Source organism: Deinococcus peraridilitoris DSM 19664 (assembly GCF_000317835.1).
GTDB lineage: Bacteria > Deinococcota > Deinococci > Deinococcales > Deinococcaceae > Deinococcus_A > Deinococcus_A peraridilitoris.
In genome coordinates, this window is sequence record NC_019793.1 from 3,463,700 (window position 1) to 3,477,135 (window position 13,436).

General features: G+C 64.8%; 14 protein-coding genes. 8 read left to right on the plus strand and 6 right to left on the minus strand.

Going from position 1 to position 13,436, the window contains the following annotated elements:
* The first annotated feature begins 18 nt into the window (after window positions 1-18).
* A complete protein-coding gene (gene rdgB, locus DEIPE_RS16790) occupies window positions 19-639 on the plus strand; it encodes an RdgB/HAM1 family non-canonical purine NTP pyrophosphatase (protein ID WP_015237170.1) in 621 nt (206 codons plus the stop codon).
* Between the two features lie 134 nt (window positions 640-773).
* Here the strand turns inward: rdgB and prfB are convergent.
* Window positions 774-1,869 (minus strand): peptide chain release factor 2 gene (gene prfB, locus DEIPE_RS16795; protein WP_015237171.1). Its coding sequence is split into 2 segments (ribosomal slippage): window positions 774-1,823 and window positions 1,825-1,869, totalling 1,095 coding nucleotides; the frame shifts between segments, so codons are not numbered across the junction.
* Window positions 1,870-2,141: 272 nt separating this feature from the next.
* Here prfB and DEIPE_RS16800 point away from each other — a divergent pair.
* Window positions 2,142-2,987 (plus strand): DUF1206 domain-containing protein, encoded by an 846-nt coding sequence (locus DEIPE_RS16800; RefSeq protein ID WP_015237172.1) that lies wholly within the window; start codon window positions 2,142-2,144, stop codon window positions 2,985-2,987.
* A 132-nt stretch (window positions 2,988-3,119) separates the two neighbouring features.
* Window positions 3,120-4,373 carry a serine hydroxymethyltransferase gene (glyA, locus tag DEIPE_RS16805; RefSeq protein WP_015237173.1) on the plus strand — a complete coding sequence of 418 codons (1,254 nt, stop codon included), beginning with the start codon at window positions 3,120-3,122 and terminating at the stop codon, window positions 4,371-4,373.
* Between the two features lie 81 nt (window positions 4,374-4,454).
* Here glyA and DEIPE_RS16810 read toward each other — a convergent pair whose 3' ends face one another.
* The 3 genes from DEIPE_RS16810 to DEIPE_RS22480 all read right to left on the minus strand — a co-directional run bounded on the left by DEIPE_RS16810 (window position 4,455) and on the right by DEIPE_RS22480 (window position 7,795).
* Complete coding sequence (locus DEIPE_RS16810; protein WP_015237174.1) at window positions 4,455-4,991, minus strand: hypothetical protein; 537 nt, start codon at window positions 4,989-4,991, stop codon at window positions 4,455-4,457.
* Between the two features lie 65 nt (window positions 4,992-5,056).
* Complete coding sequence (proC, locus tag DEIPE_RS16815; RefSeq protein WP_015237175.1) at window positions 5,057-5,851, minus strand: pyrroline-5-carboxylate reductase; 795 nt, start codon at window positions 5,849-5,851, stop codon at window positions 5,057-5,059.
* Between the two features lie 81 nt (window positions 5,852-5,932).
* Window positions 5,933-7,795: a GGDEF domain-containing protein gene (locus DEIPE_RS22480; protein ID WP_015237176.1), complete on the minus strand. Its 1,863-nt coding sequence runs from the start codon at window positions 7,793-7,795 to the stop codon at window positions 5,933-5,935.
* 167 nt (window positions 7,796-7,962) lie between these two features.
* Here DEIPE_RS22480 and DEIPE_RS16825 point away from each other — a divergent pair, with 167 nt between their 5' ends.
* The 5 genes from DEIPE_RS16825 to DEIPE_RS16845 all read left to right on the plus strand — a co-directional run bounded on the left by DEIPE_RS16825 (window position 7,963) and on the right by DEIPE_RS16845 (window position 12,023).
* On the plus strand, window positions 7,963-8,781 hold the full coding sequence (locus tag DEIPE_RS16825) for a 50S ribosomal protein L11 methyltransferase (RefSeq protein WP_041231680.1): 819 nt from the start codon (window positions 7,963-7,965) through the stop codon (window positions 8,779-8,781).
* Between the two features lie 4 nt (window positions 8,782-8,785).
* The gene (locus DEIPE_RS16830) at window positions 8,786-9,472 is read left to right on the plus strand and encodes a 16S rRNA (uracil(1498)-N(3))-methyltransferase (RefSeq protein ID WP_015237178.1); all 687 of its coding nucleotides are present in this window, start codon (window positions 8,786-8,788) and stop codon (window positions 9,470-9,472) included.
* Between the two features lie 2 nt (window positions 9,473-9,474).
* Window positions 9,475-9,918, plus strand: coding sequence for a hypothetical protein (locus DEIPE_RS16835; protein ID WP_015237179.1), 444 nt, complete (start codon window positions 9,475-9,477; stop codon window positions 9,916-9,918).
* Entirely contained in the window at window positions 9,915-10,349 is a 435-nt protein-coding gene (locus tag DEIPE_RS16840) for an inorganic pyrophosphatase (protein ID WP_015237180.1), read from the plus strand. The genes DEIPE_RS16835 and DEIPE_RS16840 overlap by 4 nt, the downstream gene beginning before the upstream one ends.
* Before the next feature lie 288 nt (window positions 10,350-10,637).
* Window positions 10,638-12,023 (plus strand): FAD-binding oxidoreductase, encoded by a 1,386-nt coding sequence (locus tag DEIPE_RS16845; RefSeq protein ID WP_015237181.1) that lies wholly within the window; start codon window positions 10,638-10,640, stop codon window positions 12,021-12,023.
* A gap of 162 nt (window positions 12,024-12,185) precedes the next feature.
* Here DEIPE_RS16845 and DEIPE_RS16850 read toward each other — a convergent pair whose 3' ends face one another.
* Entirely contained in the window at window positions 12,186-12,722 is a 537-nt protein-coding gene (locus DEIPE_RS16850; RefSeq protein ID WP_015237182.1) for a phosphoribosyltransferase family protein, read from the minus strand.
* A gap of 80 nt (window positions 12,723-12,802) precedes the next feature.
* Window positions 12,803-13,333, minus strand: coding sequence for a phosphoribosyltransferase family protein (locus DEIPE_RS16855; protein ID WP_041231684.1), 531 nt, complete (start codon window positions 13,331-13,333; stop codon window positions 12,803-12,805).
* Between the last annotated feature and the right edge of the window lie 103 nt (window positions 13,334-13,436).

Genomic DNA, 13,436 nt, shown 5'->3' on the forward strand with positions numbered 1-13,436 from the left:
CTGCGCTAGAATCCCGGCGTGAGCATACCCCTACAGCAAGTGGTCCTGGCAACCTCGAATCCGGGAAAAGTTATAGAGATTACCGAGGCGCTTGCCCCGCTCGGCTGGGCCGTGACGCCCGTCGCGGGCCTGGAGTTTCCGCCTGAAGACGCGGCCACCTACGAGGAGAATGCCGCACTGAAAGCTTGCTTTGTCTCGCTTTCGACCGGCCTGCCTGCCCTCGCGGACGATTCGGGCCTTGAGGTCACGGCCCTGCAGGGCGAACCCGGCATTTACAGCGCGCGTTACGGCTCGCGCGCGACCGACGTCGAGCGCAACTTGTACCTGCTCGAGCGTCTGCGTGACGCCCGCACCCCGGACCGCAGCGCGAAGTTTGTCTCGGCTGTGGTGCTGGCTTACCCGGATGGGCACTTGGAAACGTACCGCGGTGAAGTGACCGGCACCATTCTGGAAGGACCGCGCGGCGATCAGGGTTTCGGGTATGATCCCATTTTCGAGGTGGACGGTCTCGGCCGAACGATGGCCGAACGGAGCATTGAGGAAAAACGCGCGGTCTCGCACCGCGGCCGGGCCCTCGAGGCCCTCCGGACCGCACATCAGGACGGTCCGCCCGCACGGCAGACCGTGACGCTGGAGTAGCGCCGAAAATTGTACCTGAACGAAATAAAAGGGAGGGGCACGAGTGTTTCGTGCCCCTCCCTTTGTTCTTCCCGATAGTGCTTTCCTGAGTGGGGCTGCGGCCCCAGAAGCAGGAACGGTTGCCCGATTCCCGATTACTCGTCGTCGGCTCCGCCCTCCGCCACGCGCTTGCCGGCGAGCCATTCGAGCCCGGCCCACATGAATTCCTCCAGGTCGCCGTCCAGAATGTTGCCGCTGTCGTGGCGCATCACACCGGTCCGGTGATCTTTCACGTACTGCTTGTCGAGTACGTACGAGCGGATCTGACTGCCCCACTCGATCTTTTTCTGCTCGCCGCGCGCCTTGGCGTCTTCCTCCTCGCGCTTGCGTACTTCGATGTCGTGCAGACGCTGTTTGAGAATCCGAAAGGCCATCTCGCGGTTCTTGATCTGCGAGCGCGTGACCTGAATCGCTACCTGCAGACCGGTTGGGAGGTGCGTTACCCGTACGGCAGAGTCAGTCGTGTTGACCCCCTGGCCACCGGCGCCCTGCGAACGGTACACGTCAACGCGCACGTCACTGTCGGGAACGTGAATGTCGATTTCCTGTTCGGGAACCTCGGGCACCACGTCTACGGACGCAAATGAGGTGTGACGGCGGTTGTTGCTGTCAAAAGGCGACACCCGCACCAGGCGATGTACGCCGTGTTCGGGTGCCAGCATGCCGAAGGCGCGCTCACCGCGCACGATGAACTGTGAGGTGGTGATGCCCGCCTGATCGCCGGCCTGTTCGTCGAGCAGTTCGACTTTATACCCGTTGCGCTCGGCCCAACGCATGTACATACGAGAGAGCATGCCCGCCCAGTCTTGCGCTTCGGTGCCCCCGGCGCCGGGCTTGACCAGCACAATGGCCGGGGCGTCAGCGTGCTTCATGGTGAAGAGCGTCTCGCGGTACAGCTCGTCTACCCGACCCTGCAGGCCGTGCAGCTCCTCTTGCAGCATCTCGCGCTCGTCGGGTGTGGACATCTCGAGCATTTCACCCAGTCCCTCGGCATCCGAGGAAAGGGTACCGTAGGCTTCCACCAGTCGCCGCAGTGAAGTCGCTTCCTGGTTTACGGCACGGGCCCGTGACTGGTCATTCCAGAGGGCCGGGTCCTGCAGTTCATGATCCAGTTCGTTCAGGCGCCGGGTTTTCCCGGGAATGTCAAAGATACTCCCGGAGGGCGGCCAGCTTTTCCAGCAGTTGTTCCATGCGCTCCTCCTTGACGCGCTCGCCTTGATGCGGCGCGCAATGCAAACGCGAGTATATCAGGGAGAGCTGGTGGCTCCCGTCCGTCCGTCAGTCCGTCACTTCACGGGCAGGCATCCCTGAGCCTGGAGAGTTCGGCGTGGCGCCGGCACGAGCGGCACACCTGGAGTGGACCAAGCCACTCACGAGGCTTTCGAGCTCTGGGTGGGCTGGTATGAACGCAGCTTGAGCCGCTCCATAACCAGGGTCGTAGTAATAGTGACTAGGCTCACTACATGAACACATCGCAGCAGGTGAAACGCGAAGTGCAGCATGCCGCGCATCAGGCCGCGCCCTGGGTCGTGCGGCTCGCCCGGCTCGGGTACGCTTCCAAAGGAGCGGTATACGTGACATTGGGAGCACTGGCGGCACGCGCAGCGTTCGGGCAGGGAGGCAAGACCACGGACACGCGAGGCGCCATCGCCAGCATCGGCGAGCAGCCGTTCGGACAGGCGCTGCTGGTTGTGGTGGCACTTGGCCTGATCGGGTACTCTTTGTGGCAGTTTGCCCGCGCCGCGCTTGACCCGGAAGGACAGGGCACGGGGGCCAAAGGACTGGCCAAACGCCTGGGTTACCTGCTCAGCGGCGGAGCCCACACCGCGCTGGCCCTCTACGCGGGCAGTCTGGCCACCCGCGCTCGTCCCATCGGTGGCAGTGGCCGAAATGAGGACGACTGGACAGCCCTGCTGCTCGATCAACCTTTTGGACCATTTCTGGTGGGCGCCGTCGGTCTCGTCGCCTTGGGCATTGCGGCCAGCCAGCTGTTCGTGGCCTACAAAAAGGCCTTTCTGAAACGCCTCGACCTGAGCCGCCTGCCGGCGGACCGTCAGCGTCTGGCCACGCGGCTTGGGCAGGCGGGAATCGCCGCACGAGCGGTGGTACTCGCTATTGTTGGCGGTTTTTTTCTGCAGGCCGCGTGGACACATAATGCCCAGAGAGCAGGTGGCATTGCCGAAGCGCTCCGTACTGTGGAGCAGCAACCGTTCGGCCCGTGGCTGCTGGGAACGGTCGCGTTGGGTCTGATTGCCTTTGGCCTGTACGCCGTTGTGCAGGGCCTGTTTCGCCGGATTCGTCTGGAATGAACACCGAAACGTGCCAGGGCGTCTTGAGTAGGGCGCCCGGGGCGCGCCTCCGCCTGGGGCGGTACACTGAGCACCGACCAGGCGGCGCGCCTTTCGGCCGCTCGCCACCAACATGTCGAAGGGAGTGCCCACATGACCCAGACCGCCCATAACCCCGGTGACCTGCGAGAAGACAACCTGCGTGACCCGACGGTATTCGCGTTGATTGACCGTGAACGCCAGCGCCAGTTCGAAGGCCTCGAACTGATTGCCTCTGAAAACTTCACCTCGTCTGCGGTGCGTGAAGCGGTCGGCAGTGTGCTGACCAACAAGTACGCCGAAGGTTACCCTGGCAAGCGCTGGTACGGCGGCTGTGAAGTGGTGGATGAAGTGGAGCGTCTGGCCATCGAACGCGCCAAGGAGCTCTTTGGCGCCGCCTGGGCCAACGTGCAGCCACACAGTGGCTCAAGCGCCAACCTGGCCGTGTACTTCGCGCTGCTGCAAAAGGGCGACAAGGTGCTGGGCATGAACCTCAGCCACGGCGGGCACCTGACCCACGGCAGCCCGGTGAACTTCTCAGGTCTGAACTACGAGGTCATCAGCTACCAGGTCAACGAGCAGACCGAACTGCTGGACATGAACGAGGTGCGCTCACTCGCGCTGGAGCACCGCCCCAAGCTGATCATCGCGGGTGCCAGCGCATACTCTCGCACCATTGACTTCGCGGCTTTCCGGGCCATCGCCGACGAGGTGGGTGCCTACCTGATGGCCGACATCGCCCACATCGCCGGTCTCGTGGCAGCGGGCTTGCACCCCAGCCCGGTGCCGCATGCACACGTCGTGACCAGCACCACCCACAAGACCTTGCGCGGGCCGCGCAGCGGCATCATCTTCTCCAGCGACCCGGAGATCGGTGCCAAGATCGACCGCATGGTCTTTCCAGGCACCCAGGGTGGCCCCCTGGAGCATGTCATCGCCGGTAAAGCCGTGGCCCTCTTCGAGGCGCTGCAGCCTTCGTTCAAGGTGTACGGCGCGCAGGTCATCAAGAATGCACAGGCACTCGCGGTGGCCTTTCAGGAGCGTGGCTACCGCATCGTGTCCGGCGGCACCGACAACCACCTGCTGGTGCTCGATCTGCGTCCGCAGGGTCTGAACGGCACCAAGGCAACGAAGCTCCTCGACGCGGCACACATCACCATCTCCAAGAGCACCCTGCCGTACGACACCGAGAAAATCCTGCACGGAGGCGGTATCCGCATCGGCACCCCGGCCGTCACGACACGTGGCATGATCGAAAGCGACATGAGCCTGATCGCCGACCTGATCGACCGCACCCTGCGTGGCGAGGATGCGCAGTTGATCCGCGAGGAAGTCAGGGCGTTTACCAGCCGCTTTCCGCTGCCCTGAGGTCCTGAGAATGAAACGCCCGGGACACTCCCGGGCGTTTTTTGATTGTGAGACAACGATCCCGGCACGATTTGAGTGGCGCTACTTCACCAGATCGACTGAGCTGCCGTTTCCGCTGGAGTACCGCACGGTTCCAATACCCGGCACGAAATAGCTGTACGAGGAGCTGGCCGCACCGGAACTGGTCGAGACGTCGTTACGGATGACCAGCGCGTTGAAGCGTCCTGCCGGCATACTCAGGGCTTCCTGGCCCATCACCCGCGCGGTCAGGGTCAGACCACCCGAGCTGCTGGTCCAGCTCTGGCCGGGTGTGAGCGGGCTCGCCGGGTACACGGTCAGCGGCGGCTCGTACCAGTTGAGCTTGCCGCCAGAGCGGGTCGCGCGCAGGTACACGGCCCCGTCGCGGAATTCCAGCAGATCCTCGGAGACCAGTTTGCCGCCGATGAGGTGCTGCAGGGGCGTGACCTTGACTCCACGCAGTGTCTGCGGCTGGAGCAGGCGCTGCACCTCGCCGTTCGACAGCTTCCAGGTGGTGCCCGGCGCGCTGGGATAATAATTGCCCGCTGCCAGCGACACGCTGGTGGCGGCCAGGAGCAGCAGCCCGACGACTCTTCGCATGAAATTCAGCTTAGCGTCTTCTGAAGACCGCTTGCTGAATAAAAGGGCCTGTGTCCGCCCGGCGGCTACTGCTCGTCGTCCTTGCCAAGCTCGGCGCCGCGTTTGGTGGCGGCCACCACGGCTTCGATCAGGGCAGAACGCACCGCTCCGCGCTCAAGCTCGGCCAGTCCGGCAATGGTCGTGCCGCCCGGCGAGGCGACCTCGTCTTTGAGGAGGCCCGGATGCGCGCGTCCCAGCAGCAGTTCTCCCGACGCGATCAACAGCTTGGCGGCGAGTTCTTGCGCCAGCGGACGCGAAAGGCCCATGCGCACCGCACCGTCGGCGAGGCCCTCGGCAAACACCGCCGCGTAAGCCGGTCCCGAGGCACTCATGCCGGTGAAGGTATTGAACAGGTGCTCGGGCAGTTCATAGACATCACCGACCGCGCCAAACAGCGAACGGGCAAAGTCAAGATCGCCCGCGTCAACGGCTTCCTTGGGCGCCGTGATGGCCGTCTGCGCCTTGCCGATGGTTGCGGCGAGGCTGGGCATGGCCCGCACCACCCGGCGTGTGCCCAGGCGGCGCGACAAGGTGGCGACGCTGACTCCGGCCATGGTGGAGAGATAGCCGGTGTTGGGTTGCGCGAGCCATTCCACGGCACCCGGAAAGGTGCGTGGCTGGAGACACAGCGCGATACGCCCGACCTGGGCCAGGTCTCCTGGGGTCAAAACACGCGCCCCGAAACGTTCCGACAGCTGCTGGACGCGCACCGCGTTGATGTCCAGCAGGCCGATGTCGCTCCCCTGGACCACTCCCCGGCGGGTCAGGCCCTCCAGAAGTGAAAGCCCCAGCTTGCCCACGCCGACGATTGCCAGTTTCATGCGCTCGATTATGGCAAATGTGGCGTAAGGACGCGCCGCGCCCGTGCAGACTTCTCGCACCAGCAGGGCAGCGCCCGGCGTTCAGCCTGAGCTGATGGCGTACGGTCGGCCGCTCGCCTTGGCACGGTACATCGCGGCGTCGGCCTGACGCAGCAACGTCTCGCCGCACAGCGCTTCGCCACATGCCGTTGCAATGCCGATATTGGCGCGCAGGTTGGTGTTGGCGGTGGAGAGTTCTCCCACGGAGTCGGCCAGTCTTCCGGCCACCTGCACCGCGCCACGCCCGTCCGTAAAGGGAAGCAGCACCGCGAATTCGTCACCGCCCCAGCGGAACACCTGATCCTCACCGCGCAATTGCTGCTGAAGTGCCTGGGCGATCTGCACGAGCACCTGGTCTCCGGCAGCGTGCCCGAAGCGGTCGTTGATTCCCTTGAAACCGCTCAGATCGAGCACCAGCATCGAGACCGGCTGTAGATTGCGCCCGGCACCCTTCACCGCACGCGTGAGCGCCTCGTTGAACGCACGCCGGTTGGGCAAGCCCGTCAGGGTGTCCGTTCGCGCGGCGTTCTCGATCAGCTGCCGCTGCTCGGCATGATGAATCAGGGCCGCTGCCTGCGCCGCGAACGCGCGGGCGACATCAACTGAATCTGCCCCGAAGGCGTCGGGGTCCCGGACCGAATCGAGGTTCAGCACCGCGTACACCTGCCCTTGGTACAAGATGGGCACACACAGGTTGGCGTGCAGGAGGTGGGTGGACGGCAGGCAGGCGGCAATCAGTTGACTTTGCACCTGATAGCCCGCGCCCTGCTGCACGATGCTGCCCTGGCTGAGTACCCGTGGAACTCCGGCCAGCCACGCGGCGTCATCGAGCCCGTACCAGGTGTCACGGGTATCGGACACCATAAAGCTGACATCCTGCAGTTCCTCACGCTCATAGCCGACCCAGGCGCGGTAATGAAAACGGTCGTCGACGCGGACCAACAGACTGCCGGCCCCTGCGCCGGGAACAAGTCGGACGGCTTCTTGCAGCAACGGCAGGTAGAGTCCCTCGGGGGGGACGCTCAGCAGTTCGCGCTGCAGGCGCAGCTGGCTCGAGAGCTGCGCCTGCACATCGAAACGCTCCAGCGCGGAACCAAGCAGGCGGGCGACCATCTGAAACAGAATGGCATCGGCCTGGGACCACTTCGCGGTTCCAAATTCTGCCCAGAGTGCCCGTCGGGCGCGGTGGCGCCCGGCAACCGGGCACAGCATGAAGTCCTCACCCAGGCTCGGCTCTCCGTGCCGCAGCGAGTGTAACATCGAAGGCGGCCATTCTACTGGCAGGCTCGGCGCTCTGTCGTCGCGTCCACTGGGACGCAAGGTAGCGTCACGGTAGTCGAGCAGCGTGACGGTCTTGACCGGGGTGAAGCGGCGCAAATGGTCCAGCGCCGAACGGGATGCTTCCTCGGCACCCTGTCCCGGCAGCGCTTGTGCCAGCTTGGCGGTGGCGGCCGCGCGGTGGCGCTCACGAAGCTGCACCAGCAATCCTGCCACAGCCTTCGCGAATACGACGAGCGGGCCTCTGGCTTCGCCGAAAGGTGCGCCTTGCTCGATCAGTATCACCGCCTGAACCTCACCCCGTACCGCCAGAGGCAGCACGAGCGCGTGACGGCTGTGCTCAGGCGGGTTTTCAGGCCGTTGGCTCCCTTCGCACAGCAGCTCATGCGGCCGCGCCGTGTCAAAGGACTCGCGCAGGGCCCTTCTCAGCGGCGGCCAGGCGGACGGCTCCTCGCGCCACTGCGCCGACATCGACCGCAACTGCTGGTCGAGCATCCAGACGTTCGCCCGACCGTTCGTGCCGCGCGTGAGGTGCGAAAGCAGAGCAGAAACGAGGGATTCGGTGGATGTCTGAGCGGCCAGTTCGTCATACACCTGGGCGAGCATCTCGGGGCTGAACGGCGACATGCGTCCTGTCAGCTCCAGTAGTGGACCCGGACCGAGCCAGGACGGGAAGTCTGGTCTGCATGGGCCCGATTCCACGCTCGTTGCAGTGTGTTTTCCACACTCTCAAAATACGACAAAAAGGCCAGCCGGTGCGTCGGCAGTCCAAGCGTCTGCACTACACTTGGATCATGTGGATTTTTCGCTTGCCCGGCACCCTCGATGCGCGCGAAGTGGACCTCGACACCTTGTGGAGCGCCGGCGCCCAGGGCCTCGAGGAACACGGCGAGACCGTGCTCGCCTACTTCTCCGAGAAAATGGATGTCCCGCTCTTGGGTGAGTGGACCGAAGAGCCCGATCAGGATTGGCAGGAAGGCTGGAAGAAGGACCTGAAGCCTGTGCAGGCAGGCGCCTTCGCCATTGCCCCGCCCTGGCTGGCAAGCGAGGTTCCGCCGGGCCAACGTCCGCTGCTGATCGAGGTGGGAATGGCGTTTGGCACCGGGCACCACGAAACCACCCGCCTGGCCGTCGAGGCCCTGAGCGAGCGTTCCTGGGCGCTGCAGCCTCGTGTGCTGGATGTCGGCACCGGCTCGGGGGTGCTGGCGTTGGCCGCGGCACTGTTGGGTGCGGGCGAGGTGATCGGCGTGGACATCGACCCGGTGACCATTCCGGCCGCCGAGGAAAACGCCCGACTGAACGGCTTTTTACGCCTGGACGACCACTTCGTCCGGCCCGGCAGTGCGGGAACGCTGACCTTTATGGAAGGCACCCTCAGTGAGGTGCCGGCGGCTCAGCCTTTCGATGTGCTCGTGGCGAACCTATACGCTGAGCTGCACGACATTCTGATGAGTCAGTACCGCGAAGTCATCGCGCCTGGAGGCCAGGTGGTACTCACCGGCATCCTGACGGGCAAGCTGCCCCTGGTGCTTGACGCCCTGGCACGGGAGGGATTCCAAAACGCGCAAAGCCGCACCCAGGGTGACTGGGTGCTGGTCGTGGCGCAGGCCTGAAGTCATGCACCGCGTCCGGGTCGATTTCCTGCAGGAGTCCATTACGCTCACGGCGCGTGAAGCGCGTCACCTGCGTGTCCTGCGCCTGACGCCCGGCGACATCGTCCGGGTGTTCGACGGCCACGGTCAGGAAGCGCAGGCGAGCCTCGTGCGGCTGGACGACGAGTTGGCCGAGCTGCGTCTGGGCGCGCTGGTTGACGCTGCGCCGGAAACCCCGCAACCGGTGACGCTGGCTGTCGCCCTGCTCAAGGGAGACAAGCTCACCGATGTCGTGCGCGCCTCCACGGAACTGGGGGTCTCCCGAATTCAGCTGCTCAGCACCCGCTTTGCGGATGTGCCCGAAATCGGCAATGCCAAACTCCAGCGCCTGGACCGAGTCGCTCAGGAAGCCGCCAAACAGTCGCGCCGTGCCGTAGTTCCAGTCGTACTCAGGCCGATTCCCCTCAGCGCTCTGCCCGAAACGACCCAGGGATTCGTGGCCCATCCTGGCAGCACATCCCGACTGACCGCGCTGCTCGACTGGTCGGTGGGGCCGACCCTGGTCAGCGGTCCGGAAGGTGGCTTTTCCGAGCAGGAGATCGCCCTGCTTCGGTCGCGTGGTTACCACGCGGTCACGCTTGGCCAGCGTATTCTGCGCGCCGAGACGGCCCCGCTGGCGCTGCTGGGTGCCATCGCGGCCACAGGAGTCTAAGCATGAACACAGAATCGAGCAGCCTTTTCAGGCGAACTGTTTTCTTGATGGCGGCGTTTCTTTCGCTTGGTCTTTCCGCCTGCCGCTACACCACATTTCCGCTGGCGCCGCCGACCCTGCAAGGCGAATTTCCGGCCCGCCTCAGTGAGGGGCTCCTGGCCCGCGACGGCGGCGACCTGACGCTGACTGTGCGCCTCGACGCGCGCAGCAAGTCGGGTTTTCTGACGGTCGCCTGGTTCCGTGACGACACCGAACTGGGGCGCGACCGCGTCTACCTCGACATCCGCGAACCCACCGCGCAATTCCGTCTGGGTGCGCCGGAGCCTGGGTTCTACCGGGCGGTGGTGCTTTTTGAAGGCGCGATCCTGCGTCAGTTCGAACTCGAAGAGGTTCCGGTCGCGCCGTCCAGCGCTCCCGCGCCACCCGCGCCCGGCGGTGCGCCTTGATCAGCGGGCAGGCCGGCGCGCTTCAGGGCGTGCGCGGCGTGGTCGAGTGGCGGCTCGGCGAGCGTCGCCGCTTTATCTGGCGACAGACGGAAAGCGGGGCAGCCGTGGAGTTTTACCGTGAAGAGCCTCTCCCTGCTCCGGTGAACTACGGCTGTCTGCCCGGCACACGGAACCCCGCCGATGAAGCAGAGATTGACGCCGTGTGGCTCGGACCGGCCCGAAAGGTCGGCGAGTCGACCTTTCTGCCACCCGGAGGCCTGCTCTGGCTGTCCGACGGAGATCACAAGGTGATTTTTGGCGATCCCGGCAGTGTCGCTGAGGGGAGCATGGGCAGTATTCAGGCCCTGCTGGATTGGTTCCCGGCCTCACGGGGTGCGCGCGTGCGCTCTGCCGAGGCTGCCTGGGCGTGGTTGCGCAGTCTGCGGCCCTAAAGCGGTTGTCAAAGACATGGATAGGTTTTTGATCCATGTCTTTGACCGAGCGGAGAGCGCGCAGTGCCCGAAACCGCTTTTGGGCACGGTGTCAGCGCGGGGAGCGAGTGACCTTGACCAGGAGCGTTTGGAAGCGGGCAGGCATCCTCATGGGCGTCCGTTCTGCCCAAGACGCGGGCAGGCGTCCTTCAGGGCGTCTTGCGCAGGACAACGGAATTGATGGTGTGTCTTCCGCCAAGGGTGGAGTGGACAAACGCTTTAAGGCTCCAGGCGAGTTAGGCTGAACCCATGACCATTCGGGAGTTGGAGGACCAGCAGCTCTTGCGGCTGCGCGAGGTGTTCGGGGAGCGGGTCAGCACGGTGAAAGCCGATCTCATCGCGCACGGGCGCGATGAAGGCTACCCCGATACTCACGCCCCCCAGGCCGTCGTATATGCCGAGTCGGAAGCCGACGTAGTGGCGGCCCTGCGCCTGGCGCGCGAACTGCACGTGCCGATCACGCCCTATGCAGCAGGCAGCGGCCTGGAAGGCAACGCCGTTCCGTGGCGTGGTGGAATCAGCCTCGACCTGACACGCATGAACCGTGTGCTCCTCATCGAGAGCGCGAACTTCAGCGCAACGGTCGAGCCTGGGGTGTTGTACCCCGAACTGTCGCGTCAGGCCAGACCGCATGGCCTGTTCTTCGCGGTCGACCCTGGTGCCGAGGCCTCACTGGGCGGCATGGCGGCGACCGGGGCGAGCGGCACGGCGGCAGTGAAGTACGGCACGATGCGGGACAACGTCCTGGAAATGCGCGTTGCGCTGCTCGACGGGCGCGTCCTTCGCGTCGGCAGCCGCGCCCCCAAGAGCAGTGCCGGTTATGACCTCAAACACCTGTTTCTGGGTTCCGAAGGTACCCTCGGCGTAATCACCGAACTCACGGTGCGCCTGTGGCCGCTGCCCGCGAGCGCGGCCAGTATGCAGGTGAGCTTTGCGTCCGTGGATGACGCGGTCACCGCAACTGTCATGATCATCGGGGCGGGCATCGGTCCTCAGCGGCTGGAGCTGGTGGACGCCGAGACCATTCGGGCTGTGAATTTCTACAAGGGTCGCTCGGATGCCGAGCAGCCCACTTTGTGGATCGAAGTGATCGGACGCGATGGAGCTGACGTGGCCACCCAGCTTGCCCTCGTCGAGGAATTGTGCCGCGAGTCGGGCGGCGCGGTCACGGGACGCGCGACGACCGAAGCTCAGCGCACTGAACTCTGGACCGCGCGTCACCACGTCTATTACGCCCTGCGCGCCATGTATCCGGGTCACTCCAACCGCCTGGGCGATGTGTGCGTCCCAATTGCCGCCTTGCCAGGGGCCATCGCCATCACTCAGCAGCTCCTGCGCGAGCACCAGCTTCATGCGCCCATCGTGGGGCACGTGGGCGATGGTAACTTTCATTTGCTGTTTCACGCTGCTCCGGAGGACGCCGCGACCTGGGAGCGCATCGCGCTTGTTTCGGACACTATCACCCGAGAGGCGCTGCGCATGGGCGGGACCTGCACGGGCGAGCACGGCGTGGGTATCCGCAAACGCAAGTACCTGCGAGACGAGCACGGTGAGGCGCTCGACGCGATGCGTGAAATCAAAAGCCTGTTCGATCCTTATGGCCTGCTCAATCCTGGCAAGATCTTCGAAGAGTAACACCGGGTTGCGTGGACGACGGAACGAAGCAGGCAAAACGAAGCAGGCAAGGCCGAACCCGGTGGGTGCCCTCAGCGACGAGGTTGCCGCACTGCAGGAGCACTGAGTATGTTCTCAGGTGCTCCGAAACGGGCGCAGGTCCGCATCAGCGAACTTCACGCCTCAAAGAACTTTGGGCAATTCCTGCAGGTACTTCACGTCGATGCCCGGCTCGCCCTGCCGGAAAGCGCTCAGAAAGCAGCTCAGCTGACCGCCGGCACGCTCGACGAGCCGGGCCATGGCGAGGCTGGTGCCGCCCGTCGACACGACGTCGGTGAGGATGACGACCCGACGACCGCGCAGGCGCGCCGCGTGCCGTCCGTCGAGCCACAGTGTCTCGTTCACACCCAAGGTCATGCTCTGGACTTCCTGGATAAGAGGATCGCGCAGGTAGGTGCGGCGTTTCTTGCGCACGATCACGTAAGGCAGTCCGGTCCGCTCGCTCAGGGCGTGCGTGAGGGGAATGCAGGTGGTGCTGACCGACATCAGCATTTCGGCGTCTTCAGGCACCAGCGCGCGCAGTTCGTCGGCGACGGCATTGGTGAATTCCACATCACCCAGGAATTCGACCAGGGGCACGCGGCCCATTTCGCCGACCTCGATGGTGGGCAGTTCCCTCGAAACACGGCCGACGGTGACGGTGAAGCTGTTGGCTGTCATGGGGAGAGTGTAACGAGGAAGGTGCCGGCGCGGCAAAGGACTGCGGCGTTCATCGGCAGCCTTGGCGTCCGACTTCCGTTTCAGCCAAAAAGCGGCAGATGACCCAGCGAGATTACCTCAGGACGCTCGGCGCCTTCGGTGAACACCGCCACCACCGCCGCGACGGTGCCGCCGACCTCCTCGATGATCGCCGTGAGGCTCTGGAGCGTCCCACCGCTCGACACCACGTCGTCCACGATGGCGACCTTCTTGCCGCGCACCTTCTCGACGTCGAAGCCGTCAAGGACCAGCAGCTGCGGCTTTCCAGTGGTAATCGACACGACCTCACGCATGACCGGTTCGACCATGTAGGGCTTTTGGGTTTTGCGGATCACGATATAGGGCTTGCCCGAATACCGCGAAATGACGTGCGCCAGGGGCAGGGCCTTGACTTCGGGCGTGACCAGGGTATCGATGCCCTCCGGCAGGCGCTCCGCGAGGGCGCGACCGGCCGCCTCGGTCACTTCGGTGTCGCCCAGCATGTTGAACAGGGCGACGGAAACCCCGGGAGCTACCTCCACAATGGGCAGATCGCGGTGAACGTCGCCGACTTGAACCGTGTGCATCTTCACCGGGGTAGTGTACAGCGCCCGGCGCCCAATCGTCAGCGCCCCACCCCAGCTGACGCTCCTGTGCGCCGCCATGTGCGCGAGGCGTGATGGGCATGCCCGGGTC

What these genes read in the sequence shown, in the direction of transcription:
- DEIPE_RS16830 (WP_015237178.1), top strand. Translation starts at nt 8,786, where the DNA reads ATGCACCGCGTCCGGGTCGATTTCCTGCAGGAGTCCATTACGCTCACG.
- DEIPE_RS16845 (WP_015237181.1), top strand. Translation starts at nt 10,638, where the DNA reads ATGACCATTCGGGAGTTGGAGGACCAGCAGCTCTTGCGGCTGCGCGAG.
- DEIPE_RS16825 (WP_041231680.1), top strand. Translation starts at nt 7,963, where the DNA reads ATGTGGATTTTTCGCTTGCCCGGCACCCTCGATGCGCGCGAAGTGGAC.
- glyA (WP_015237173.1), top strand. Translation starts at nt 3,120, where the DNA reads ATGACCCAGACCGCCCATAACCCCGGTGACCTGCGAGAAGACAACCTG.
- DEIPE_RS16835 (WP_015237179.1), top strand. Translation starts at nt 9,475, where the DNA reads ATGAACACAGAATCGAGCAGCCTTTTCAGGCGAACTGTTTTCTTGATG.
- DEIPE_RS16810 (WP_015237174.1), bottom strand. Translation starts at nt 4,991, where the DNA reads ATGCGAAGAGTCGTCGGGCTGCTGCTCCTGGCCGCCACCAGCGTGTCG.
- proC (WP_015237175.1), bottom strand. Translation starts at nt 5,851, where the DNA reads ATGAAACTGGCAATCGTCGGCGTGGGCAAGCTGGGGCTTTCACTTCTG.
- DEIPE_RS16800 (WP_015237172.1), top strand. Translation starts at nt 2,142, where the DNA reads ATGAACACATCGCAGCAGGTGAAACGCGAAGTGCAGCATGCCGCGCAT.
- DEIPE_RS16850 (WP_015237182.1), bottom strand. Translation starts at nt 12,722, where the DNA reads ATGACAGCCAACAGCTTCACCGTCACCGTCGGCCGTGTTTCGAGGGAA.
- DEIPE_RS22480 (WP_015237176.1), bottom strand. Translation starts at nt 7,795, where the DNA reads ATGTCGCCGTTCAGCCCCGAGATGCTCGCCCAGGTGTATGACGAACTG.